Source organism: Curtobacterium sp. MCLR17_054, assembly GCF_003234335.2.
In the GTDB taxonomy this organism is placed as follows: Bacteria; Actinomycetota; Actinomycetes; order Actinomycetales; family Microbacteriaceae; genus Curtobacterium; species Curtobacterium flaccumfaciens.
Window position 1 is genome coordinate 3,208,099 of record NZ_CP126263.1, and the last position, 22,790, is coordinate 3,230,888.

Here is a 22,790-nt window from a genome sequence, read left to right on the forward strand (position 1 = left end):
CCCCGAACTTCCCTAGGCTCGAGACGATCCGGTAACGCGCACCACTCGTCCGCAGATCCGCGGCCGACCCCGATGACGGGAGGTTCGACATGTCCCAGTTCGCCCAGAAGATCTCGCAGGACGCCATCGTCGGAGAGCCCGAGGTCGTCGAGGACCACCTGTCCGTGCGCGAGATCGCCGCTCACCCCGCCTGGCTCCGGCTCAAGCGCGCGGTCGTCGCCCTGCAGGCCCTGCAGACGCGGGACGGCTCCGTCCCCGAACCGTCCGACCACGCCGCTGCCGCCGGTCACGTCGCGGTGATCGTGCCGGCCGTCGCCGAGCTGGCACCGCACTTCCCGCACGACGCCGCGTTCCTGCAGGTGCTGCAGCTCGACCTCGCACGCTGGCAGGAGCAGGGCTTCGGGGTCCCCGACTTCCTCGACTCCCTCACCGCGTTCCAGCCGCAGCAGCACCGCGTCGACGGGCTCGGCCACCTGGTCGTGTTCCCGATGGTCACCCAGAACGGCAGCACCTCGCGCTTCGTCGAGGCGGTCCTGGTCGAGGTCATCTGGCCGGAGTTCATCGCCGAGCTCGAGGCCGGCGACCACGGCAACGCGTTGTTCGTCGCGCTGCGGTTCGTCGACTTCACCCCGGGCTACGACACGAACTCGGCGGTGCTGTTCCCCGAGACCGTCGCGATGCGCTCGATCCCCGCCTTCACGTGGGGCGCGATCTTCCAGGACCGCGAGGCCGCCCGCTACCGCCGGGTCGTCCGGGCCGCCGCCGACGTCACCAAGCTCGAGCTGCCGGCCGAGGCCGCTGCGATGCTCGACGACCAGCAGCTGACCGAGCGGGTCTTCGTGATGTGGGACATCATCCACGATCGCTCGCACATGCGCGGGGACCTGCCCTTCGACCCGTTCATGATCAAGCAGCGGATGCCGTTCTTCCTCTACTCGCTCGAGGAGCTCCGCTGCGACCTGACCGCGTTCCGAGAGTCCGTGCGTCTGGAACGCGAGCTGTCCGCCGGACCCGACACGGGCCTCCAGGACGCGCAGCGCGCCATCCGTGACCACGCGCGCCTGGTGCAGTACGCGGTCGTCTTCGACCGCATCTTCCGCTTCGCGATCACCGGCAGCCGCGTCCGCAACTACGACGGACTGGGCGGCCAGCTGCTGTTCGCCTGGATGCACCAGCACGGCGTCCTGCACTGGACGGACACGCAGCTGACGATCGACTGGCCCGAGGTGCCGGACGTGATCATCGCCCTGAGCGACGAGATCAACGAGCTCTACCGGCGCTCGATCGACCGGCCGAAGTCGGCGCACTGGCTCGCCGCGTACGAGATGCTGACCCGCACGCTCACGCCGCACCCGGCGTCGAAGTGGGCGCGTGGCCTGCCCGACGAGACGCTCGCCGGACCGCCGCGCGGCTACACCGATGCGGTGCTCGACGACGAGTTCCCGCTGTCGATGTTCTACGAGGCCCTCGACAAGAAGATGGCGACCGTCATCGCGTCCACGGCCGGCATCACCGGCACCACGGACGCCGAGCTCGTCGCCGAGGCCGCCGCGTGACCGACGCCTCGGTGGCCGGTCGCCTGGTGCTGATCGCCGGTGCGACCAGTGCCAGCGGCGCAGCCGTCGCGCGCGCACTCACCGCCGCCGGTGCGGCCGTCGTCGCGGTCGGCACCAGACCCGACGCCCTGGAGGCCCTGCGCGCGTCCGTCCCGGGCGTCACGACGCGGACGTGCGACCTGTCGGACCTCGGTGCGGTCACCGCGTTGGCCGACGACGTCCACACGGACGCCGGCCGCGTCGACGGGCTGGTCCACCTGGTCGGCGGGTGGCGCGGCGGTGGCAGCATCGTCGGCCAGTCCGACGCGGACTGGGACTTCTTCGACCGCGCCTTCCGGACCCTGCGGAACACGACCCGGGTCTTCCACGACGACCTGGTGGCGTCCCCTGCCGGGCGGCTCGCGTTCGTGTCGTCCACCGCGGTCGACTCCCCCACCGCCGGCGCCGCGAACTACGCGGCGGCGAAGGCCGCGTCCGACGCCTGGGTCCGGGCCGTGGCGCAGGGGTTCCGGAAGGAGGCGCCGGAGACCGCCGCGGCCGCCGTGTTCGTCGCCGGTGCACTGTCCGGCCTCGAGGAGCGGCTCGGCACCGAGGTCGTCCGGCTCTGGGACACCCCACCGGCCGACGTCAACGGTGCCCGCATCCCGCTCACGGCGGCTGATCCCTCGAACCTAGGATGAACGCGTGACCCTCCGACTGCACGACCTGGACCTGCGGGGCTTCGCCTCGGACAACTACGCCGGCGTCCACCCCGAGATCCTCGCCGCCATCGCCGCGGCCAACGACGGCCACCAGATCGCCTACGGCGAGGACGTCTACACCGCACGTCTCAACGAGGTGATCCGCGAGCACTTCGGGTCGCAGGCCGAGGCGTTCCCGGTGTTCAACGGCACCGGCGCGAACGTCGTCGGGCTGCAGTCGATGCTGCCGCGGTGGGGAGCGGTCGTGTGCACCGCGACCGCGCACATCCACACCGACGAAGCCGGTGCGCCCGAGCGCGTCGCCGGCATCAAGCTCCTGCCGGTCGAGGCACCCGACGGCAAGCTGACGCCCGAGCTCATCGACCGCGAGGCCTGGGGGTGGGGCGACGAACACCGTGCCCAGCCGCTCGTCGTGTCGATCACGCAGACCACCGAGCTCGGCACCGCCTACACGGTGGACGAGGTCCGGACGATCGCCGACCACGTCCACTCGCTCGGCATGAAGCTGCACATGGACGGCGCCCGCATCTCGAACGCCGCGGCGTCCCTCGGGGTGCCCCTGCGCGACTTCACCACCGACGCCGGTGTCGACGTGGTGAGCTTCGGCGGGACGAAGAACGGCATGCTCTACGGCGAGGCGATCGTCGTGCTGAACCCCTCGGCGTCCGAGGGGCTGCACTACCTGCGCAAGATGAACATGCAGCTCTCGTCGAAGATGCGGTTCGTCTCCGCGCAGCTCATCGCCCTGCTCAGCGACGACCTGTACCTGCGCTCCGCCGGGCACGCCAACGCCATGGCCGCCCGACTGCGCGGTGCGCTGGAGGCCGGCATCGCCGACGGCAGCATCCGGGGTGTCGGCTTCAGCCAGGAGACCCAGGCGAACGGCGTCTTCGCGACCCTGCCCGCCGGGGTGGCCGACCGGCTGCGGAAGCACTTCCGGTTCTACGACTGGGACGCCAGCCGCAACGAGGTGCGGTGGATGTGCGCGTACGACACCTCGGAGCAGGACATCGACGACTTCGTCGCGGCCCTGACGCGGGAGCTCGACGCCGCCTGAGCCGGCACCGTCCGGTCAGGCGCGCACCGGTCCGGCGCGCGCCGGGCCGGTACCGGCGGTCGGTTCACCCGAACGGGATGACCCGCACCACGATCGCCACCACGAGCATCGCCATCGCGACCACGGCCGCCCGCCACAGCACCTTCCGGTGGTGGTCGCCGAGGTTCACGTTGGCCAGCGACACCAGCAGCAGGATCGCGGGGACCAGCGGGCTCTGCATGTGCACCGGCTGCCCGACGACCGAGGCCCGCGCCATCTCGGCCGGCGTGATCCCGTACGCCGCGGCGCTCTCGGACAGCACCGGCAGGATGCCGAAGTAGAACGCGTCGTTGCTCATGAAGAACGTCAGCGGCATGCTCAGCACACCGGTGATGCCCGCCAGGTACGGGCCCATCGAGTCCGGGATCACCGCGACGAGCCAGTCGGCCATCGCCGCGACCATCCCGGTGCCGTCGAGCACCCCGATCAGCACCCCGGCGGCGAACACCATCGACACGACACCGACGATGCTCGGGGCGTGCGCGACGATCTGCGCGGTCTGCTGCTTGAGCTGCGGGAAGTTCACGAGCAGGGCGATCGCCGTGCCGATCATGAACACGAAGTGCAGCGGCAGGAGCCCCAGCACGAGCGCCACCATCACCGCGACGGTCAGCGCCAGGTTGAACCAGATCCGCTTCGGCCGCAGGGTCGGGCGGTTCGGGTCGAGCATCGTCTCGGCCATGGTGCCGGTCCCCGTGCCGCCCTCGTCCCCCGAACCCGCGCCGTCCACACCTTCGCCGTCCGCACGACGACCGTCGGCCTTCCCACCGCGCAGTCCGAGCGCGACCGTGGGGCTCGTGAACATCCCGCCGCCGGTCCCACCCACCGCCGCGAGCACCCGTGAACCGGCCCGAGCATTCGCCCGTTCCGGCACCCGCGCACCCCGCGAGGCCTCGGTGAACTCGATCAGACCGAGGCGCTTCCGCTCCCGCAGGCCCATCGTCCACGCGAACGTGAAGCACAGCAGCAGCCCCACCACGAGCGACGGCACGAGGGGCACGAAGATGTCCGTCGGGTCGATCTTCAGCGCGGCGGCGGCACGGGCGGTGGGACCGCCCCACGGCACGATGTTGAGCGTTCCGTTCGTCAGACCCGCCACACACGTCATCACGACCGGGCTCAAGCCGAGCTTCAGGTAGATCGGCAGCATCGCCGCCGTGACCACGATGAACGTCGTCGAGCCGTCCCCGTCGAGCGAGACCGCACCGGCCAGCAGAGCCGTCCCGAGTACGATCTTCGCCGGGTCGTTGCCGGTCACCCGCAGGATGAACCGGACGAGCGGGTCGAACAGGCCGACGTCGATCATCAGCCCGAAGTACATGATCGCGAACATCAGGAGCGCGGCCGTCGGTGCCAGCGTGCCGATCGCCTCGGTCACCATGTCGCCGAGTCCCAGACCCGCCCCCGCGAACAGTCCGAACACGGTCGGCACGATGATCAGCGCGAGCATGGGCGACATGCGCTTGGTCATGATCAGGACCATGAAGGTCAGGACCATCGCGTACCCGAGGATGACGAGCATCAGGACTCCTTCGTCCGTGTCTGGCAGTCCGGGCACGCTACGACCCAGCCTGGAGGCGCGGCGCGCTTCTGCACATTGGCGCACCATCGCGCGTTGACCGCTTTCTGCGCATTGTGCGCAGGCAGGTCGGGTCGCCCTCCGTACGCTGGGGTCGTGACCGACGACCGTTCACGGCGCCCCAGGCTCCGCTTCGCCACCGAGGTGCTCGTGCTGCAGCTCGCCGTGGTGGTCGCCGTCGTCGCCCTGACCAGTGCCGTGTTCGTCCGGATCGAGGTCACCCGGCTGGAGCGCGCTGCCGAGGGGACCGCACTCGCGATCGCACAGAGCGTCGCCGCGCAGTCCGACGTCCGGGCCGCGGTCGCCCGGTTGAGCGTCGACGGCACCGAGCTCGACCCCGCGGCCCTCGCCGACGGGCCCGTCCAGCGAGCGGCACTCGCAGCCCAGCGCCGGACCGGGGCACTCTTCGTCGTGGTCACCGACGACCGGGGCATCCGGCTGGCCCACCCCGACACCGACCGGATCGGCGAGATGGTGAGCACCTCCCCCGACGCCGCACTCGCCGGCCGGGAGACCGTGTCCTGGGCGCGTGGCACGCTCGGTGAGTCGGCGCGGGCGAAGGTGCCCGTCTCCGCGCCCGCAGCCGGCGGGGCGGAGACGAGCCGGGCCTCCCGGCAGTCCGCCGTCGTCGGCGAGGTGAGCGTCGGGTTCAACCGGGCACGCGTCTACGACACCCTGGTCGAGGACAGCATGCCGGTGATCGGTGCCGGGCTGGCGGCGGTCCTGCTCGCGGTGATCGCCTCGGTGCTGATCCGGCGGCGACTGGTGCGGCTGACGCTCGGGCTGCAGCCGGAGGAGCTCGTGACGCTCGTGCAGAACCAGCAGGCCGTGCTCGGCGGCGTCGGCGAAGGCGTCATCGCGATCGGCCCGTCAGGGGTCGTCACCGTCTGCAACCCCGAAGCCGTGCGACTGCTCGGACTGGTGGAACCGGTCGGCCGTCCGGTGGCATCGCTCGACCTGCCCGTGCCGCTCGGGTCGATGCTGGACGTGACCACCGCGGCTCCGGCGAGCGCCACGATCGTCGCCGGGCACCGGGTGCTGCTCGTCGACGTCCGCACGGTGTTCCGCGACGGACGCGACCTGGGCCGGGTCGCCGTCCTGCGCGACCGCACCGACGTCGAGGCCCTGACCCGGCGGCTCGACGCCGTCGGGGCGATGAGCACGGCGCTCCGCGCGCAGCGCCACGAGTTCGCGAACCGGCTGCACGCGATCTCGGGGCTGCTCGACATCGGCGAGACCACCCGGGCGCGCGCGTACCTGGCGGACGTGCAGGAGCGCGGGCCGCTGCGCTACCCGGTGCAGCACGCCGACCGCTTGACCGAGCCGTACCTGCAGGCGTTCCTCGGGGCGAAGGGCGTCGAAGCCGCCGAGCGGGGCGTGCTGCTGCGGATCGGGGCGGAGACGCTCGTGCAGGGGACGATCACCGAGCCGGGCGACGTGACGACCGTGCTCGGCAACCTGGTCGACAACGCGGTGTCGGCGGCCCTCATCGGGGACGAGCAGTCGAGGGACGGCGGATCCCCGTGGGTGGAGGTCGAGGTGCTCGACGACGGCGCGACCCTGCACCTGTCCGTGATGGACTCCGGGCCGGGGGTGCCGGACGATGCCGCGGACTCGCTGTTCGTGCGCGGTCCGGCGGCGGCTCCCGTGTCGGAGGACGTCTCACAGGTGCACGGGCTCGGGATCGGGCTGCCGTTGTCGCGGGAGATCGCCCGGCGGCACGGTGGGGACGTGTGGCTCGCCTCTCCCGGCGGTGCCGACCACGGCGCGGTCTTCTGCGCCCGACTGGAAGGAGTGGTGTCGTGAGTTCCGTGTTCACCGTGTTGGTGGTCGACGACGACTTCCACGTCGCCGACCTGCACCGGCGGCAGGTCGACGAGGTACCGGGGTTCCGGGCGCTCGAACCCGTCGGGACCCTCACGGCCGCCCGCTCCGCGCTGTCGAGCGGGACCGTGGACCTGGTGCTCGTCGACGTGTACCTGCCCGACGGCAGCGGGCTCGAGCTGCTGCGGTCGATCGACACCGACGCCTTCGTGTTGAGCGCCGCCTCGGACTCGGGCACCGTGCGGCGGGCGATGCGGAGCGGGGCACTCGCCTACCTGATCAAGCCGTTCGCGGCCGGGGTGCTGGCCGAGCGGCTGCAGGCGTACGCACGGTCGCGGAACGTGCTCGACGAGCGGTCGACCCTCGATCAAGAGGCCGTCGAGCGGGCGTTCCGGATCCTGCACGCCGGGGACAGCGGTGGGGCGTCGCCGTCCCGGGCAGCCACGGCGGCGCTGGTGCTCGAGCAACTCGTCGCCGGTGAGGAACGATCTGCTGCCGAGGTGGCTGCGGCGATCGGGGTCTCGCGGGCGACGGCGCAGCGGTACCTGGCGCAGCTCACGGCGGACGGGACCGTGGCGATGCAGTTGCGGTACGGGGCTGCGGGGCGGCCGGAGCACCGGTACGTGCGGCGGTGAGTCAGCGGTCCCGGAGGCCGCGCCGTGGCAGCATCGGTGGATGACCGACGCCGCGCGATCCGACACCAGGACTGATCCGTTCCCCTCCGGGACTCCCGTTGCGCTCCGGAGCATCAACCGCTTCGGCGAGCACGGCGAAGCAGTCGGCTTCGCGGTCGCCGCCCGGGTCCTGGTGGACGACGACGAACTCGCGGTGGTCGCCACGACCGTCGGCTCGGCCGTCCGTCGACGTGCGGGCGTCGGGAGCGGCCCCAACGGACGCCTCGTGCTGCCCGAGGACTGGGACGGCTCCTACGTCGATGACCGGTGGGTTGGATCCAGTGTCGTCCGCGTCCACCAGAAGGGGACCCCCTGGTCCGTCTGGCGCTGGCACGACGGGTCCGATTGGCTTCCCGACTGGTACGTCAACCTCGAGCTGCCGTGGGTACGGACAACGATCGGGTTCGACAGTCAGGACTGGACACTCGACGTGGTGGCGACCACCGAGCCCGACGGTTCCTGGTCTGTCCGGTACAAGGACGAAGACGAGCTCGAGTTCTACGCCGCCGGCGGGTACTGGCCGGCGGCGATGCGGGCGGTCATCGAGCGTGCTGGCCGAGAAGCCACCGAGGTCGCGATCGCGCGCCGGTTCCCCTTCGACACCGATTGGTCCGGATGGGTCCCCGACCCGGCGTGGGGCACGACTGCACTTCCCCAGAGCTGGCGCACCCTGCGGTGATCCGCTGAGTCGGCCCGGTGCCGCGGGCCTCCTACGCCGAATGTCTGGACGACGTCTTCGTGCCCCTGACGCGAGAGCTCGACGGGGACGGAGCGCACGGATCCTGCGCACGAACGGGCATCAACTACTCAGTGCGTCTGCGACGGTCATCGGATCCTCACACTGCACGAGAACGGTTCCGAACTTGGACGAGAAGCGCACGCCTCGACCGGCTGAGACGCAGAGCACTCGGCATCCCCGGTACCGGGCGACACCGACACCGCCGGTTCTGCGTGGATCGATCTCCTCGATCGACACCTCTCGAACGTCGGTCAGGGGGACTCGGATACGGAGGATCGGGACGAACCAGACGGTGACCACCCCGTCCGCGACGCGCATCGATACTCGCGCAAGCGTCACGACCAGGCCCGCTGCGCTCCCGATCGCAGCCCCCGTGATGAGGAGCGCGTCGAACCCGATCACAACGCTTCCGCCGATCAAGGCCAGCCCGAGCCCGACGACGACGCCACCCAGCATCCGGATCGAGAAGGGAGCGACAACGACGTCATGCACATCAGGCTTCGGCTCGAGACGCGGTTGCAATCCGATCACCTCGTCTCGTCCGGAACTCCCGGAGATTGCTGTTCATCGGGACCAGATGGAGCAAGAGCGCCGCGGCCATGACGATCGAGAAAGAGGTCACGCCCATCAGCACGACGATCCCGCCGTGCAGCAGCAGCCCCGCGAACAACAGTGCTCGTCGGGTCTGCATTGAGAAGAGCGGCCCGATCGCCAAGCAGAACTCGAGCGCAATCGTCCCGAACGTCAGGATCCCGGTGATCGGAGGAAGGGCGGTCGCCGCATGTACAAACGGCGCCAGCAGCTCGCCGGGACCGAACGTCGGATTACGAAGCCAGTAGTACATCGCAGAGCCGTTGGCCCACTCCGGCACGGCGAGTTTTCCCACTGCAGCCTCGAGGTACACGATGAAGATCTGCGCCCGGATCAGTACCCACCCCAGAAGGGCAAGCGCTCCTCGGGCATCTGCACATCGTTGGCTCTGGTCGGTGTTCCAGGAGTTTCGCCGCCAATCAGTCAGCGACAACGGGAGCAACAGCAGGGCGAGGATCCCGTAGAGCTGATCGCCCCCGTCGCCCAATGTCGTCGTCATGCTCAGACTCACGACGATGTACGCCCCCGGTACTGCCGTCGCCCAAGGCACGATTCCGGTCGCGCACACCAAGAGGCAAATCCCTGCAACGACTCGTGCGACGTCGAGAGAACTGTTGGTCAGACAGAACAAGGCCCACGAGTTGTACGCATCGCACACGGGCGCGGTGGGCTGCGAAGCGCTCGTCGTGAACAAGACGGTCGCCGGGTTGACCAAGAGCGTCAGCGCCATGCCACCGAAGAGAACAGATCGCGCAAGCGAAAGCCCAGCACCCCACGGCATCGCGATCCTCAGAGGTGCGAATCTACGTGTGCGCACAACGCACCTCGAGCTTCACTGCTTCGTGCACGTAGGTTCCTTGCTGGACCAGGTCTCTCCACTCCCAAGGTGTCGGCTTCACGCCCGCTACGACGACCTCGCCGCACAGAGTCGGCCTGATCAGCGGGTTGGACGAAGTCACCCGTGCGCTCCCGGCCACACACTCGCGTGCCGGTCTTCCGTCGCACCGCACCCAGGAGGACTTCGGGACGCCGTTCAAGATGGAAGCCATCTCCACCCCTTGCCGCCGCCCCTCTCGACTGACGCCAGCAACGAAGCGCAGCTGCGCGTTCGGCACGCCGGCGACGGTTTGCCATCGCCCGTCAACCTGTTGGAAGGCGACCGGCGTGGCCGAAAGAGTGGGCTTGGTGAAGAACGCCCAGCCCTGAGGCATGATCCGCGACAGCACGCCGTTCATCTCCCCCTGCCCAGGAAGCTGCACCGCGGCGCTGACCCCCACACGCATCGCCAGCAAATAGGAGACCAAGACGATCGCGGCGACGAGCCCCACCGTCAAGACGATCGGATCCGCCCGCCAGCGCGGGCCGTCAGCGGCCATGGAAGACGCGAATCGCACTTGCCGTGAGCTCCGCTGCCTGAGCCCGCGCCGCGGGACCGGACGACTTCCGGATGGCGTTCTTACCGGCCACCTTCGTCGAGCCGATCGCAACTGTCGAGACGGCAGCCAGGACGCCCACGCCCACTGCGGCGACCGTGATCACGAGAACGGCGCCTGCGACGACGACGACCAGCAGAGCCCGGCCTTCACGGTCTTCGCCGGGCACATACGTCTCCGGCCCTGCTGGTAGCTCATCCGAGACCCGCTTCATGGTCGGCGTGTCCAAGAACTCTTTGCTGAGCTTGTTCATCGCCGCGTCGGTTGCCATCGGATCGCCGCTGCCGAGCGCGTCGACCAGCGAGCGGACCACCAACGGCGATCGTGCCTGCACTTCCTTCGACACATCTCGTGCGAGTCGACGCGCTTCACCGTCGTTCATTGCCTGTTCCAGAGCCGCTTCTTGGGCGTTCGAGAGCGGTCCGAGCGCACCCGACTTGACCAGCTCTCGACCGAAGTCCCCCTGGAGGAAGAGCAGACCTTCGAGCACCTCCGTGGGGGACCAGTTCCGGGTACTGATCTCAGCGGCCACCGCTGAGCCGCTACCGGGGATTGGAGGAGTCACAACGAGGGCGGTCGAGGTCAAGCTGGCCGTCGCCAGGACGACGCAGGTGAAGCGAAGGAACGAGTGCTGAGTCATGCTAGTGGAATGTAGCGCATCACATCCTGTCGTACCAGTCCCGTGCGAACCGGGCGTGCTTTCGTGGGCCCGAATCCCAAGAGCGCGCATCGCGCTGGGACGGCCGTCAGTCACGACACGGCCTCGTACGCTCGCTGTCGTGATCGAGTTCGTCCGGTACCAGAGCGCCGTTCCCAACCGTCGCGGGCGGTTTCCGGGGGTCTTCGCTCTCGCCAACGGCCTCCAGCGGGACGGCCGGCTGAGCGACGCCGAGACGGGATGGCTCCGGGAAGCGAACGCCCGCGCGACCGCCATGTACACGGACCCGACCACCGTGCAGCCCGATTGCTACGACGAGACCTACAACCCCGGGGCACGGGCGTGGTTCAGCGCCGACGCCGTCGAGCTGCTCGAGATGGTCAGCCCGTACCTGGAACTCCTCGACCACCACGCGATCGCGTGGATGCAGCTCGTGACCAGCTCGCCGGGTCGGATCGTCTACCGGGATGCCGTCCAGGTCGTCGCGGTGCCGCACACCCACGCTGACGCCTGGCCCTTCCGGCCGCCTCAGGAGGGGCGCGCGCCCTAGCCCTGTCCCTGGTCCGTGAGGCGCCATCCGGACGCCGTCTTCGTGAAGCAGAAGCTCCACGTGCGCGTCCCGTTCATCGGCTCCGATTCCTCCGACGCTCGACTCGTCACCGTCGTGTCGACACACGACTCCGTCCTGTGGCCAGGGTTGAACGGCACCGATTCCGCCTTGTCCGCGACGGTGTACTTCCGCAGCGTCGGGTTCCGGCACCACGCCCACGTGCTGTCGAGCGTCAACGCCTTCGTCACGTCACACCGCTGCGCCTTCGCCGCAGCCAGGTACACCTTCGTCACCTCGACGGCGGTTGCGGACGACGGCGGCAACCGGGGCGAACTGCACCCGGCCACCAGTGCGAGCCCCGACGCCAGCACGGCGGTCACGAGGACCGAGCGTTGCACGAGCAGGAGCCGTCCGTGCGGTCTGCTCATACGCATCAAGTCCACCCCTCACGGCGCCGCGGACGGTCCGCTGGTCTCGCCCAGCAAAGCGCACCACCCCGATCAGAGCCATGAGCACCCCCACAGCCAGGTCCGCCACTGACGGACTGGAGGCGCGGGGCGGGGCCGCACCGGGCCTCCAGTCCGTCAGGTGGTCACGCGACGATCTGCACCTGCGTGGGCACGTCGGTGACGGCGAACGGGGCGGACGTGCCGCGCACGTTGACCCGGTAGTCGCCGCGGAAGCCGCGGACCTGCACCCGACCGCGGTCGTCGGTGCGGAGCACCGTCGGGCCGAGCCACCACTCCTCCTTGACCAGGCGGCGGAGGGCCTCGTACGACGGCTTGGGTGTCCCGTCGGCGCGGACGAGTCCGATCGGAGCGCCGAGCCAGGCGCCGGCGTCGGTGATGCCCCAGTAGGTGATCGCCTCGACGGAAGGGTGGCCGACCAGGCTCCGGTAGTGCCGTTCGATGTCGTCGGCCTGGCGCGCCTCACCCTCGGGCGTCGACGGCCACGAAGCGACCTGGTGGTCGTTGAGGTCGACGATGTGTGCGGGCATGAGGTCACCGGAGACGAGCGAGGTCTCGGTCAGGTGCAGCGGCAGGCCGTAGCGGGCGAACCGGTCGACCATCGCGAGCATCGTGTCCTCGCCCCAGTAGCCCTGGTGCATGTGGGTCTGCAGCCCGATGGCGTCGATCTGCACGCCGGCTTCGAGCACGCCCTCGATCAGGCACTCGTACGCGCTCGACAGGTCGAAGTCGTTGAGCAGCAGGGTGGCGTGCGGGTTGGCGGCGCGGGCCTCCTCGAAGGCCATCCGGATCGTCGGGATGCGGCCCTTGGCACGGGCGAGCGGGGTGATCGCATTGTCGCCGTTGTCGAACACCGGCATGATGACCACCTCGTTGATGGCGTCCCAGGTGTCGATCGTGCCGGCGAAGGCGGAGACCTCGCGGCGGATGCGCTCCCGTTGGAGCTGCTCGACCTCGTCCAGCGGGAGCCCCAGCAGCCAGTCGGGCTGCACGGTGTGCCAGACGAGCGGGTGACCCTTGAGGGCGATGCCCCGGTCGCGGAACCACTGCGCCGTCGTCAGGAGCCTGGCGGTGTCCGGGGCTCCGCGCTCGGGCTCGAAGCGGCCCCAGTAGAACGGGAGCGTCGCGGTGTTGAAAACGTCCGTGTAGAGGTCGGCGAGGTGCTCGGTGGCTGCTTCGTCCTGCGCTTCGGCGTTGGCTTCGCCGGTCGGTTCGCCAGTCGCTTCGCCGTTGGCCAGTCCGATGAAGTCGAAGCCGATGTTGCCGAAGGCGAAGGCATGGCGGGTCTGCTCGACGGTGATGTCGGCATCGGGAATGGGATTGCCTTCGGCATCGACGACCGTCAGGGTCGTCTCACCGAAGCGGTGCTCTGGTGCGTGCGTCATCGCGCGTCCTCCGACGTCGTCGTCCGGGATTTGTTGTGCGCGCAAACATAGCAGCGGGGATCGTCGCCGTCACCCGGAAGACGGCCGGGGGTGAGAGGATGCGTTCGCATCCGCACTGCTGCGGGGCGCACGGCATCAGTGTCGGGCCGGAAATCGATGTCAACCAAGACCGAGTCGGCCTTGCTGTGAGGTGGCCCCCGTGGTCTTGTTGGAAGCAGAACGTGCAGGCACCCTGCGTCGCGAGCTGGAAGCCGCGCGTGCGGACGGCCACACGCGCACACGGCTGGAACCGTTCCCGAGCCGCGCGGGCGCACGATGGCTGCTCCGGCTCGCGTTCGCCGTCCCGTTCCTGGTGCTCGCAGCCGTCAGCGCCGACTCCACCGTGGCCGACGTCACCGTCAACCGCTCCGTCGTGGACCACGTCGCGACACTGAGCTGGGACCGCGCAGACGTCTCGTGGCTCAGCGAGCTGTACCCGCCGCTGGGCACGATCCTCGTGCGGCTCATACCCGGTGGCGCCGCCGGACTCGCGGTCGCCGGGGCACTGGTCGCCGGGATCCTGCTGCAGCAGCTGCTCGAGGCCATGGTCCAACGGCGCTTCCCATGGTGGAAGAGCACGGTCTTCCTCATCGCGATCGGCGCGAACCCGCTCTTCGCGTACACCGCCACGGGCAACTTCGAGGCGCTCCTCGGCATCGCGCTCTTCGGGATCGGCGCGATCAACATGGTCCGCTTCGTCTCCAGCCGGAACACCAAGGCCGGCTTCGAGTCGGGGATCCTCTTCATGCTCGCGGCCTTGGCGGACGCTTCGGGGCTCGTCCTCGTGGTCGCGGCGGCCATCACGGCCCCGCTGCTCTCCGTCGCTCGGCGGAGCGAGTCGGGCGCGAGATGGTCGAACGTGCTCATCGTGCTGTTCCCGACCATCGCGGTCTTCGGCGCGGTGATGTTCCTCGAGGCACTGTTCGGACGGAACCCGTTGCTGGTGTTCCAGAACGCCGTCCACTACGACCCTGCGCTCTGGGGGCTGGTCCCGGAGCTCGTCACGACGCTCAACGGGCTGCTCATCCTCGCCCCGGTCGCGAGCGGTTGCGCCCTGGCATTGCTGAGTCGTCGGCCCGGTTCGGTCCTGATCTCGGTGTTCGTCTTCGGGGCACTGATCATCGGCTACGTGGGTGGTCTCATCCCGGTGAACTCCGCGGGCAACGTGTTCCTCATCATGACGATGATGGGCATCGCCGTGGTCCCCGCCGCCCGGACCACCCGGGTGAGCGGCCTGATCGCCGCCGTGGGCGCTGCGCAGATCGTGATCGCGTGGGCGGCTGCGTTCAACCGGCCGATCACGCTGGAGTGGATGGCCGCCATCGGTGACTCCCTCGGACGGTGGTGACGAGTGACCACCCCACACCTCTCCGGGCTCGGCCGGCACACAGCCACGTCCCGACCCGATGAACTCACCGAGCTCGAGGCCTCCGGGATCGACCCGGCGTTGCAGCGCCCCGGGTCCGGGCAGCGGTACCTCGCCGAAGACTGGATGCCGGTCCGCGTGCTGCAGGACGGCAGCATCCTCGTCCTCACCTCCGGCCGGGCCGACGACGCCGCACTCGGGGATGCGTTGTCCGAGGAGCTCGGGGCTCCGGTCACGTTCGTCTCGGTCGACAGCTGGACCCTCCGCCGTGCCGTGCTGAGCCAGTTCCACGGGGCCGTGGCCGATGCCGCTGCGAACCAACTCCATGACCGGAACCCGACGCTCTCCGCCCGCGTCGTCTTCTCGCGGTCGCAGAAGGCCTCGGGCATCGTCCTCGCCGTGATCGCCGTGGCGTGCGGGATCATCTGGCCGGTCCAGACCGCGATCGCAGCGCTGATCGCAGCCAGCCTCGTGTTCCTCGCCGGGACGGGCTTCAAGTTCGTCGTCGCCACGCAGGGAGCCCGCTACGACGTCGTCGAACGGATCACCGACACCGAGGTCACTGCCCTGGACGACGCCGACCTCCCCGGCTACACCGTCCTCGTGCCCGTGTTCCGCGAAGCGAACATCGTCGCCCAGCTGATCGACAACCTCGGCGGCCTGGACTACCCCGTGCACAAGCTCGAGGTCATCATCCTGACCGAGGAAGAGGACCAGGAGACACGGGACGCGATCGCCGCGGCGAACCCACCACCGCACTTCCGCGTCATCACCGTGCCGAAGGGGCACCCGCAGACAAAGCCACGTGCGTGCAACGTCGGACTCTACGTCGCGACCGGCGAGTACCTCGTGATCTACGACGCCGAGGACACACCAGACCCCGACCAGCTGAAGAAGGCACTGATCGCGTTCGAGCGCGGTGGCGACGCCACGGTGTGCGTGCAGGCGGCACTGAACTACTTCAACGCCCGCGAGAACGTCCTCACCCGCATGTTCACGCTGGAGTACTCCTACTGGTTCGACTACATGCTGGCCGGTCTGGACCACGCGTCCCTGCCGATCCCCCTGGGCGGCACGTCGAACCACTTCCGCACGGCATCGCTCATCGAGCTCGGCGGCTGGGACCCCTACAACGTGACCGAGGATGCCGACCTCGGCATCCGGGCGAGCGCCGTCGGGTACCGCGTGGGCGTCATCAACTCCACCACCATGGAGGAGGCCAACACCTCGGTGCCGAACTTCATCCGGCAGCGGTCCCGCTGGATCAAGGGCTACATGCAGACCAGCTTGGTCCACGCCCGTCGGCCCCTCGCACTCGTCCGTGAGATCGGACTCGTCCGGTTCGCGGCGTTCGTCCTGCTCATCGCGGGCACCCCGGCGACGTTCCTCTGCGTGTTGCCGTTCTACGCGCTCACCGCCGTCACGTTCTTCCTGCCGCGGGAGACCGTCGACGCACTGTTCCCGGTGTGGGTGCTGTGGCTGTGCCTGTTCAACTTCCTGGTCGGCAACGCGATCATGATCTACCTGTCGATGATGGGCCCGTTCAAGCGCGGGACCTTCCACCTGATCCTCTGGTCGCTCCTGAACCCCGTGTACTGGACGCTGCACTCCATCGCCGCCTACAAGGCGCTCTGGCAGCTCCTGACCCGGCCGCACTACTGGGAGAAGACGGAACACGGGCTGACGAACCAGGGGTCTGCGACGGTGACGTCGCCCGACTCGCCGCGCTGAGCGGAGGCCCGCCAGGGAAGCGGCTCCGGTTCGCCGGAGGCCCACGAACGGGAGGATGCAGCAGGCCGCCGCCGTAGGGGACACTTGCCACGACATGCGCACTCCGTTCCCCCACGCCCGCCGCGGCCTTCGACGCAGCACGGTGATCATCGGCGTCGCCGTCGTGGCCCTCGTGTCGCTCACGGCCTGTTCTGATCACCCGACGCCGGAGGAGAACGACAAGGCCCACTCCGACTGGATGCAGCGCGTGCAGGACCGATGGGCCGGACAACCTGGCGGACTCGGCAGCGGTGCCGGCACCAACGATTCATCCAGCCGGCTCTCCCTCGGCACCGACGGAGCCGGAGACCGTGCGCGGATCCGCGTCTCGATCACCTGCCAGGGTGACGAAACCGTGCAGATGGCCGTGTGGGCCGGACGCATCGGTGCGAACGGGTCGGAGACGGGCAAGCGACTCACGTCACGCTCCGTCCAATGCGGACACGACGAGGACCTGTACGTGGTCACGTCGAGCGCGGCGATCACGATCGGCCCGACCGCCGGAGACGGCACCGTCGGCTGGTACGCCGCGGCCTACAGCGATCTCGCTGCGCGTACGCCCTGAGCAAGCACCGCAACAGCGGAGCGGCGAGCGCAGCGCTTCCCGCCAAGGGCGCAGGCCGATCCTGCGACCGGGCCGGTTTCCGTCGACACCACACGGCGGCCTGGAGGCACGTGGCGGCGCCGCCACGCGCCTCCAGGCCGCCTTCCGGTCACGTCGGGAGCGCGCCGGGCGCGTCCTTTGAGGATCGGACCTGCAAGGTTATGCTTCGTATTGATATGCAGCATTCTGGGCGAGTGCACCGTGACCACGGTGATGAATTGGGGAGGAAACACATGAAGAAGACCCTTTCGGTCGCATCCGCAGTCACGACCGTCGCAGTTGCGGCGGGACTCTTGATCGCTGCACCCGCCCAAGCTCAGACCACGACGCCGGTCGAGCTGCCGACGAACGTCGTCGTGGACGAGAGCTTCGATCCCACCGGGGAGGTCGTCACCGCCGACGACGGGCGGTCCACCCGTTCGGGGAACTGCAAGGACCGAGCGTTCGCCGTCGTCGCCAAGATGACCCAGTCGCTCAACGGCTGCAGCGTCATCGGCTCGAAGGCTTCGACCCAGGTGCAGTACAAGTGGTACAAGCACCAGGGCAACTCGAATCCCTGCATCTGGGGGAAGTCGTTCAACTCGCGGCACGCTCCGACCTGGACGACCCTGAACTGCGGGACCGGGCGCTCGAAGTTCGTCCCCTGGGGCAACGTGGCCGCCACCAAGAAGATGAAGGGCCTCACGGGCACCGGTTGGGCCGGCGTGCAGTGGCAGTGACGCCCCAACGATCGCGGCGACGCAGTATCGAGGCCGTTGCCTCGATCTGCGTCGCCGCAGCCGCTCTGTCCGCGTGCTCGTCGGGCCCCGACGATCGGACGCGACGGGCTGAGTCACCGACGCAGACACCCGCACCCGCACCCGCACCCGCACTCGGCGTGGCTTCGATGCAGATGATCGCCGATGAGCTCCGCGCAACAGTGCCGTGCGTGCGGGCGGATGCACTGCATGACGACCTCGCATTCTGGGACAGCATGCGTGGCTTCGACTGTCTCGACGGGGACTCACCAACCTTCATCCGTGTCTACGCGCATGCGGTGTCGGTGCCGCAGACCCTCGCGGACTGGGACGGCACGTTCGGTGCCGGGCGAGCCGTGACCAGGGGTGAGCACTGGTACGTCATCGGAGCTCCCGCCACCGTCTCCGCCGTGAAGCCTCCGAAGGGAACACCTCGCATTGCGAACGACCTCGGAGCGCCCGTGCCCCTCACTCCCGAGCAGGACTACATGACGACCTGCGTGCTGTTCGTCTCGAGCGAGGGCCAGCGGTACGTGCAGCATCCGAAGCAGCGCAGCACATCGGCGGATCAGTACAGCGCGCTCTTCCCAGGGGTCACTGCCGAGGTGCACGCGGCGATCGAAGACCTCGGCCGGAGCCGCATCCTCGGGATCGCAGATGAGGAACGATGGATTGCGGCACTGTCGCCGATGGGCCCACGGCTCAAGCGTCAGTGCGCGACCGCGTACCGCGCGGTCGGCGACACCGTGCGCCCGCTCACTGGAGACGAGCGGTGAGGGCGTCAAGCACCCGGCCCTCCGCGCGCAGAGCTGCCGCCGCCGCCTTGATGGTCGCCACCACCGGTGCCTCGCTGCTGGCGGTCGACAACCTGCTCGGCTTCATCGGAACGCATCCGAGCGCAGCAGGGCCAGTGTTGATGGTCGCTGCGATCTCCGTGTTAGCAGGAGTCGTGGCCGCTGCCGGTGCTGCGCTCGCTCACGAAGCCGCGCACCTCGTCTTCGCGGCCGCCACTGTCGTCTTCGTGGGCGCTCTGTCGCCGGCGACCAGCAGCCAGCTGTGGCTCCCCATCGCGGTCATCCTGCAGGCCCTCGTCCCGTTGGCCTTCGCAGCCGCCGGGCTGCTGGCCCTTCGCGGTTCGCGGAACTCCACCGCGGTGCGGGTCCTCGCAGTGATGCTCGTGGGGTTCGCCGCCGCTTGGATCGTCACCGCGTTCATCCCGGTGGCGCTCGTGGCGTTCCTCTTCGCACAGGCCGGCACGCTGGTCGTCGGGGCTGCCCTCAGCCTGCAGCCGCTTCTTCGCCGCGCCCGGAGTCTTGCGCGTGCGCTGTGGTCGAGCGCGGAGGTCCGCTGAGGAGTCCCGCTGCACGCCGCTGGGCGGTGTGCGTTCGACGCAGGGCGGATACGATCGTGCGCGCATCCTGATCCAGCCAGGGCAACGGGGCGTTCGAGGGGGAGGACATCGTGGTGCGTCAGCAGGGGAACGTGGGTCCCGGATCGTCTGCCAGACGCACGCTCGCGGTCGGTCTGGCGATCGCCGTGTCGGCAGCAGCTCTGGTCGGCATCCGTGCAACGGCAGGATCAGCGGACACCGCGGCCTCGGCGGTGACGGTCACGAAGGTCACCGCGACGACCACCGTCACCTCGACCGGCAGTGCCGTGCGCACCACCCTCAAGGTCAAGAACACTGCCGCCGTGCGGAAGCCGGCTTCCTCCGCGTGGCTGTACCTGTCCGCCGGCGCCAAGAAGTACACGCTCGGCCGGGTCGCGGTGAAGGTGCTCTCCGCTGGGTCGAGCACCTCGGTCACCGCAGTTCGCGGGACACCTTCCCGTGCCGCAGCCGGCAAGTACTCCGTCCTCGCCTGCGTGGGCGCGTACTCGGCGAAGCAGTGCCGCACGTCGACCGCGACCGTCACCACCAAGCCGACGACCCGCGCGCGTCCGGAGACGGGCGTGATGCTCGACGTCGCTCGCGCCTACTACCCCGTGGCGTTGCTCAAGCGGTACATCGACCTCCTCGCCGACGACGGCGGCCGCTTCCTGCACCTGCACCTCACCGATGACCAGAACGTCGGGATCGAGAGCACGGTCCTCGGCCAGACCCCCGCGAACGCTGATCTCGACGACGGCGTCTACACAAGCCGCGTGACCCATCGCCCGTTCCTGAGCGCCGCGCAGGCACGCACGATCGCCGCCTACGGGGCGAAGCGAGGCGTCGCGATCGTGCCCGAGATCGATACTCCGGGCCACATGGCTGCGGCATTCGACCTGCTCGAGGCGGAACACGGCACGAAGTGGGTCGACCGCATCCGTTCGGGCGAGAACGAACTCGACACGTCGGCGCCCGAGAGTCTCGCGCTGGCCAAGAAGCTGTACGCAGAGGTGCAGCGGACCTTCCCCGCCAGCCGAACCGTGCACATCGGCGGCGACGAATGGGGCGACGACGTCACCGCCGCCCAGCGCGTCGCGTGGATGAACGCGATGACGGCCACGGTCGGCAACCGCGAGGTCTGGGCCTGGAACGACGGGATCGATCGGGTCGCGGTCGGGCGACTCGATCCGCGCATCCACGTCACGTACTGGAGCTTCGACGGCGACACCGAGGACGCAGCCGAGCGGCGCGAACGGCGAGCGCGACGGGCGAGTGCGGTCGACCTGCAGCAGGCCGGGATCGACCTGCTCAACTACAACTCGTACTACCTGTACGAGGTGCCGACCGACCTCGACCCGGCCGACAGCGAGTACACCGTCGCCGATCTCCGCGAGAACTGGTCACTCCGGACGTGGGACGGCGACTCCGGTTCGCTGCTCGCGGCTCCGATGTCGGGCGCCGCCGTCGCGATCTGGGGTGAGGACCTGGAGGATCCACCTGCTGACGCGCTCCTGCGGTGGAGCGCGCCGCACGTGACGGCGATGATCGAGACCGCAGCCTCCTGACGGACGCGTGTCGGGCCTCCAGGCCGATCGCTGGAACCGCCGGACCCGCCGCCTGCCTACCCGAGCGGCTCCACGCCGTAGCTGGTGACCACCGCACGCAACTCGTCCAGGTACGCCTGCGCCTGCACGGTGAGGGGAACCGAGGCGTGCGCGATCCAGCCGATCTCGATGCGTTCGTCGACGTCGAGCGGGATGGCGACGATCTCGGGGTCGAGGTCGTCGCTGATGAGCCCGGTCGAGATCGTGTACCCGCCGAGCCCGATCATGAGGTTGAAGATCGTCGCCCGGTCCGACACCCGGATCTCCCGCTTGCTCGACATCGTCGACAGGATCTCCTCGGCCAGGTAGAAGGAGTTGTTCGCACCCTGGTCGAAGGTGAGCCGAGGCAGGTCGACGAGGTCCTCGAGGGTCGCACGCTCCCGTGACGCGAGCGGGTTCCGCTTGGCCACGAAGATGTGCGGCTGCGCGACGAACAGCGGCGTGAACACGACGCCGGCGTCCCGCAGCAGCTTGCCGAGCACCTGCTTGTTGAAGTCGTTGCGGTAGAGGATGCCCACCTCGCTGCGCAGGGTGCGGACGTCCTCGATGATGTCCCAGGTGCGCGTCTCTCGCAGCGAGAACTCGTACTCGTCCGCAGCCGCTGCCGCTGCTTCGACCATGCGGACGAAGGCCTCCACCGCGAACGAGTAGTGCTGGGCGGACACCCCGAGCAACCGACGCGACCGCTGGCCGCCGACGTACCGCTGCTCGAGCAGGGAGACCTGCTCGACGACCTGCCGGGCGTACCCGAGGAACTCGACGCCGTCGACGGTGAGCACGACTCCTCGGGCCGATCGGGTGAAGAGCGGGCGCCCGATCCGCGTCTCGAGGTCCTTCATCGCCGCGGACATCGTCGGCTGCGACACGTAGAGCAGGTCGGCCGCTGCGCTGATCGAGCCCTCCGTCGCGACCTCGATGAAGTACCGGAGCTGCTGCAGGGTGATGTCGTTCGAGACACGGGCCATAGGCCGAGGCTATACCGGTGCATAGCGTCTCGGTATTACCTGATGGCCCGGGAATCCCGCCATGATCGAGGCACCCCTTCCCCAGCGCCTGCGAGCGCTCGACGAACAGATTGCCGACCATGGCGAACGACCTCACCTTCAGCATCACCCGGACCCGGTTCGACGAGGACTACTCCCCCGCCGACAGCTCCCGGCTGACCACGAACTTCGCCAACCTGGCGCGCGGCGAGCACCGTCAGCAGAACCTCCGCGCTGCGCTGGCGATGATCGACGGGCGAGCGAACGAGCTGGCCGCGGCACACGACCGCTACCGTCTGCAGCTCGACATCGTCTCGGTGGCGCTGGAGTTCTCCGACGGTGGTTCCGACGCGGAGTTCCCGTTGCTCGAGATGCTCGACGTCACGATCGTCGACCAGCACACCGGCGAGCGTCACCAGGGGATCCTCGGCAACAACTTCTCGTCGTACCTGCGTGACTACGACTTCTCGGTGCTGCTGCCGTCGTCGCCGTCGCTGCCGTCCGACTTCGGCCAGCTGCACGGGGCACTCTTCCAGCGTTTCCTGGAGTCAGACGCGTTCGGGTCGCAGTTCGGTGCCGAGCCCGTCGTCTGCATCAGCGTCTCGACGAGCCAGACCTACCGCCGGAACGGGTACGTCCACCCGGTGCTCGGCGCCGAGTACGAGCACGAGCACTCCTCGCTCACCGACGACTACTTCGGCCGGATGGGCATGCGGGTCCGGTACTTCCAGCCCGCCGGGGCGGCTGCACCGCTCGCGTTCTACACGCGCGGCGACCTGACCGGCGACTACACGGACCTCCAGCTCATCGGCACGATCGCCACCATGGAGACGTTCCAGAAGATCTACCGCCCGGAGGTCTACGCCGCGAACACCCCGGCCGGCAGCACCTACCGCCCCACCCTCGACCACACCGACTTCACGCCCACCCCGGTGACGTACGACCGCGAGGAGCGCAGCCGCCTCGGGATCACGCAGGGCCGGTGGACCGAGGAGCACCTGGTGCGGCCGCACCACGCACTCCTCGCCCGGTTGGCTGATCCCGCCCTCGCGCGCTGACTTCCTC

General features: G+C 69.2%; 23 protein-coding genes. 16 read left to right on the forward strand and 7 right to left on the reverse strand.

The genetic code is table 11. From position 1 onward, the window contains the following. The first annotated feature begins 89 nt into the window (after positions 1-89). The 3 genes from DEJ08_RS15165 to DEJ08_RS15175 are packed head-to-tail and all read left to right on the forward strand — an operon-like array spanning position 90 to position 3,314. Complete coding sequence (locus tag DEJ08_RS15165) at positions 90-1,556, forward strand: DUF6421 family protein (protein ID WP_111055173.1); 1,467 nt, start codon at positions 90-92, stop codon at positions 1,554-1,556. Beyond that, a complete protein-coding gene (locus DEJ08_RS15170; protein WP_258367210.1) occupies positions 1,553-2,236 on the forward strand; it encodes an SDR family NAD(P)-dependent oxidoreductase in 684 nt (227 codons plus the stop codon). The genes DEJ08_RS15165 and DEJ08_RS15170 overlap by 4 nt, the downstream gene beginning before the upstream one ends. 4 nt (positions 2,237-2,240) lie before the next feature. Beyond that, positions 2,241-3,314, forward strand: coding sequence for a threonine aldolase family protein (locus tag DEJ08_RS15175; protein WP_111055174.1), 1,074 nt, complete (start codon positions 2,241-2,243; stop codon positions 3,312-3,314). A gap of 64 nt (positions 3,315-3,378) precedes the next feature. Here the strand turns inward: DEJ08_RS15175 and DEJ08_RS15180 are convergent, their stop codons facing one another. Further along, positions 3,379-4,875, reverse strand: a complete 1,497-nt coding sequence (locus DEJ08_RS15180) for a CitMHS family transporter (protein WP_111055175.1) — start codon at positions 4,873-4,875, stop codon at positions 3,379-3,381. A gap of 153 nt (positions 4,876-5,028) precedes the next feature. On the opposite strand from DEJ08_RS15180, the gene DEJ08_RS15185 reads away from it, so the two are divergent. From DEJ08_RS15185 to DEJ08_RS15195, 3 genes are read left to right on the forward strand one after another with little or no spacing between them, the layout of a single operon-like run. Beyond that, positions 5,029-6,738: a sensor histidine kinase gene (locus tag DEJ08_RS15185; RefSeq protein ID WP_111055176.1), complete on the forward strand. Its 1,710-nt coding sequence runs from the start codon at positions 5,029-5,031 to the stop codon at positions 6,736-6,738. Beyond that, positions 6,735-7,391 carry a response regulator gene (locus DEJ08_RS15190; protein WP_111055177.1) on the forward strand — a complete coding sequence of 219 codons (657 nt, stop codon included), beginning with the start codon at positions 6,735-6,737 and terminating at the stop codon, positions 7,389-7,391. The genes DEJ08_RS15185 and DEJ08_RS15190 overlap by 4 nt, the downstream gene beginning before the upstream one ends. A gap of 40 nt (positions 7,392-7,431) precedes the next feature. Continuing rightward, a complete protein-coding gene (locus DEJ08_RS15195) occupies positions 7,432-8,109 on the forward strand; it encodes a ribonuclease FAU-1 family protein (RefSeq protein WP_111055178.1) in 678 nt (225 codons plus the stop codon). Positions 8,110-8,229: 120 nt separating this feature from the next. On the opposite strand, the gene DEJ08_RS15200 is transcribed toward DEJ08_RS15195, so the two are convergent. From DEJ08_RS15200 to DEJ08_RS15215, 4 genes are read right to left on the reverse strand one after another with little or no spacing between them, the layout of a single operon-like run. After that, positions 8,230-8,700 carry a hypothetical protein gene (locus DEJ08_RS15200; RefSeq protein WP_146248533.1) on the reverse strand — a complete coding sequence of 157 codons (471 nt, stop codon included), beginning with the start codon at positions 8,698-8,700 and terminating at the stop codon, positions 8,230-8,232. After that, on the reverse strand, positions 8,663-9,541 hold the full coding sequence (locus DEJ08_RS15205; protein WP_111055180.1) for a sporulation-delaying protein SdpB family protein: 879 nt from the start codon (positions 9,539-9,541) through the stop codon (positions 8,663-8,665). The genes DEJ08_RS15200 and DEJ08_RS15205 overlap by 38 nt, the downstream gene beginning before the upstream one ends. A gap of 22 nt (positions 9,542-9,563) precedes the next feature. Next, positions 9,564-10,136, reverse strand: coding sequence for an SdpA family antimicrobial peptide system protein (locus DEJ08_RS15210; protein ID WP_111055181.1), 573 nt, complete (start codon positions 10,134-10,136; stop codon positions 9,564-9,566). Continuing rightward, positions 10,126-10,725 carry a sporulation delaying protein family toxin gene (locus tag DEJ08_RS15215; RefSeq protein WP_146248534.1) on the reverse strand — a complete coding sequence of 200 codons (600 nt, stop codon included), beginning with the start codon at positions 10,723-10,725 and terminating at the stop codon, positions 10,126-10,128. The genes DEJ08_RS15210 and DEJ08_RS15215 overlap by 11 nt, the downstream gene beginning before the upstream one ends. 247 nt (positions 10,726-10,972) lie before the next feature. Between DEJ08_RS15215 and DEJ08_RS15220 the strand changes: the two genes are divergently transcribed. Further along, positions 10,973-11,401: a hypothetical protein gene (locus tag DEJ08_RS15220; protein WP_111055182.1), complete on the forward strand. Its 429-nt coding sequence runs from the start codon at positions 10,973-10,975 to the stop codon at positions 11,399-11,401. 42 nt (positions 11,402-11,443) lie between these two features. Next, on the forward strand, positions 11,444-11,941 hold the full coding sequence (locus tag DEJ08_RS15225; RefSeq protein ID WP_284180481.1) for a hypothetical protein: 498 nt from the start codon (positions 11,444-11,446) through the stop codon (positions 11,939-11,941). A gap of 52 nt (positions 11,942-11,993) precedes the next feature. On the opposite strand, the gene DEJ08_RS15230 is transcribed toward DEJ08_RS15225, so the two are convergent. Beyond that, positions 11,994-13,253: an endo-1,4-beta-xylanase gene (locus DEJ08_RS15230; RefSeq protein ID WP_111055184.1), complete on the reverse strand. Its 1,260-nt coding sequence runs from the start codon at positions 13,251-13,253 to the stop codon at positions 11,994-11,996. A 199-nt stretch (positions 13,254-13,452) separates the two neighbouring features. Here DEJ08_RS15230 and DEJ08_RS15235 point away from each other — a divergent pair, with 199 nt between their 5' ends. From DEJ08_RS15235 to DEJ08_RS15265, 7 genes are all read left to right on the forward strand, one after another. Next, positions 13,453-14,640 (forward strand): hypothetical protein, encoded by a 1,188-nt coding sequence (locus DEJ08_RS15235; protein WP_111055219.1) that lies wholly within the window; start codon positions 13,453-13,455, stop codon positions 14,638-14,640. Positions 14,641-14,643: 3 nt separating this feature from the next. Continuing rightward, entirely contained in the window at positions 14,644-16,389 is a 1,746-nt protein-coding gene (locus DEJ08_RS15240; RefSeq protein ID WP_111055185.1) for a glycosyltransferase, read from the forward strand. Between the two features lie 94 nt (positions 16,390-16,483). After that, positions 16,484-16,993 (forward strand): hypothetical protein, encoded by a 510-nt coding sequence (locus DEJ08_RS15245; protein ID WP_146248536.1) that lies wholly within the window; start codon positions 16,484-16,486, stop codon positions 16,991-16,993. A 272-nt stretch (positions 16,994-17,265) separates the two neighbouring features. Next, the gene (locus DEJ08_RS15250) at positions 17,266-17,751 is read left to right on the forward strand and encodes a hypothetical protein (protein ID WP_111030622.1); all 486 of its coding nucleotides are present in this window, start codon (positions 17,266-17,268) and stop codon (positions 17,749-17,751) included. Between the two features lie 167 nt (positions 17,752-17,918). Next, positions 17,919-18,545, forward strand: a complete 627-nt coding sequence (locus DEJ08_RS15255; RefSeq protein ID WP_146248537.1) for a hypothetical protein — start codon at positions 17,919-17,921, stop codon at positions 18,543-18,545. Between the two features lie 50 nt (positions 18,546-18,595). Further along, positions 18,596-19,120 (forward strand): hypothetical protein, encoded by a 525-nt coding sequence (locus DEJ08_RS15260; RefSeq protein ID WP_146248538.1) that lies wholly within the window; start codon positions 18,596-18,598, stop codon positions 19,118-19,120. 185 nt (positions 19,121-19,305) lie between these two features. Next, positions 19,306-20,703: a family 20 glycosylhydrolase gene (locus DEJ08_RS15265; RefSeq protein ID WP_146248539.1), complete on the forward strand. Its 1,398-nt coding sequence runs from the start codon at positions 19,306-19,308 to the stop codon at positions 20,701-20,703. Positions 20,704-20,759: 56 nt separating this feature from the next. On the opposite strand, the gene DEJ08_RS15270 is transcribed toward DEJ08_RS15265, so the two are convergent. Then, positions 20,760-21,707 carry a LysR family transcriptional regulator gene (locus tag DEJ08_RS15270; protein WP_111055190.1) on the reverse strand — a complete coding sequence of 316 codons (948 nt, stop codon included), beginning with the start codon at positions 21,705-21,707 and terminating at the stop codon, positions 20,760-20,762. Between the two features lie 119 nt (positions 21,708-21,826). Here DEJ08_RS15270 and DEJ08_RS15275 point away from each other — a divergent pair, with 119 nt between their 5' ends. After that, positions 21,827-22,783, forward strand: a complete 957-nt coding sequence (locus DEJ08_RS15275; protein ID WP_111055191.1) for a putative oxygenase MesX — start codon at positions 21,827-21,829, stop codon at positions 22,781-22,783. Positions 22,784-22,790 lie beyond the last annotated feature (7 nt).

Bases quoted from the DNA above. Each gene is read 5' to 3' on its own strand.
- DEJ08_RS15165 (WP_111055173.1), top strand. From the start codon at position 90: ATGTCCCAGTTCGCCCAGAAGATCTCGCAGGACGCCATCGTCGGAGAG.
- DEJ08_RS15180 (WP_111055175.1), bottom strand. From the start codon at position 4,875: ATGCTCGTCATCCTCGGGTACGCGATGGTCCTGACCTTCATGGTCCTG.
- DEJ08_RS15195 (WP_111055178.1), top strand. From the start codon at position 7,432: ATGACCGACGCCGCGCGATCCGACACCAGGACTGATCCGTTCCCCTCC.
- DEJ08_RS15205 (WP_111055180.1), bottom strand. From the start codon at position 9,541: ATGCCGTGGGGTGCTGGGCTTTCGCTTGCGCGATCTGTTCTCTTCGGT.
- DEJ08_RS15210 (WP_111055181.1), bottom strand. From the start codon at position 10,136: ATGGCCGCTGACGGCCCGCGCTGGCGGGCGGATCCGATCGTCTTGACG.
- DEJ08_RS15230 (WP_111055184.1), bottom strand. From the start codon at position 13,253: ATGACGCACGCACCAGAGCACCGCTTCGGTGAGACGACCCTGACGGTC.
- DEJ08_RS15245 (WP_146248536.1), top strand. From the start codon at position 16,484: ATGCGCACTCCGTTCCCCCACGCCCGCCGCGGCCTTCGACGCAGCACG.
- DEJ08_RS15250 (WP_111030622.1), top strand. From the start codon at position 17,266: ATGAAGAAGACCCTTTCGGTCGCATCCGCAGTCACGACCGTCGCAGTT.
- DEJ08_RS15255 (WP_146248537.1), top strand. From the start codon at position 17,919: ATGCAGATGATCGCCGATGAGCTCCGCGCAACAGTGCCGTGCGTGCGG.
- DEJ08_RS15260 (WP_146248538.1), top strand. From the start codon at position 18,596: ATGGTCGCCACCACCGGTGCCTCGCTGCTGGCGGTCGACAACCTGCTC.
- DEJ08_RS15270 (WP_111055190.1), bottom strand. From the start codon at position 21,707: ATGGCCCGTGTCTCGAACGACATCACCCTGCAGCAGCTCCGGTACTTC.
- DEJ08_RS15275 (WP_111055191.1), top strand. From the start codon at position 21,827: ATGGCGAACGACCTCACCTTCAGCATCACCCGGACCCGGTTCGACGAG.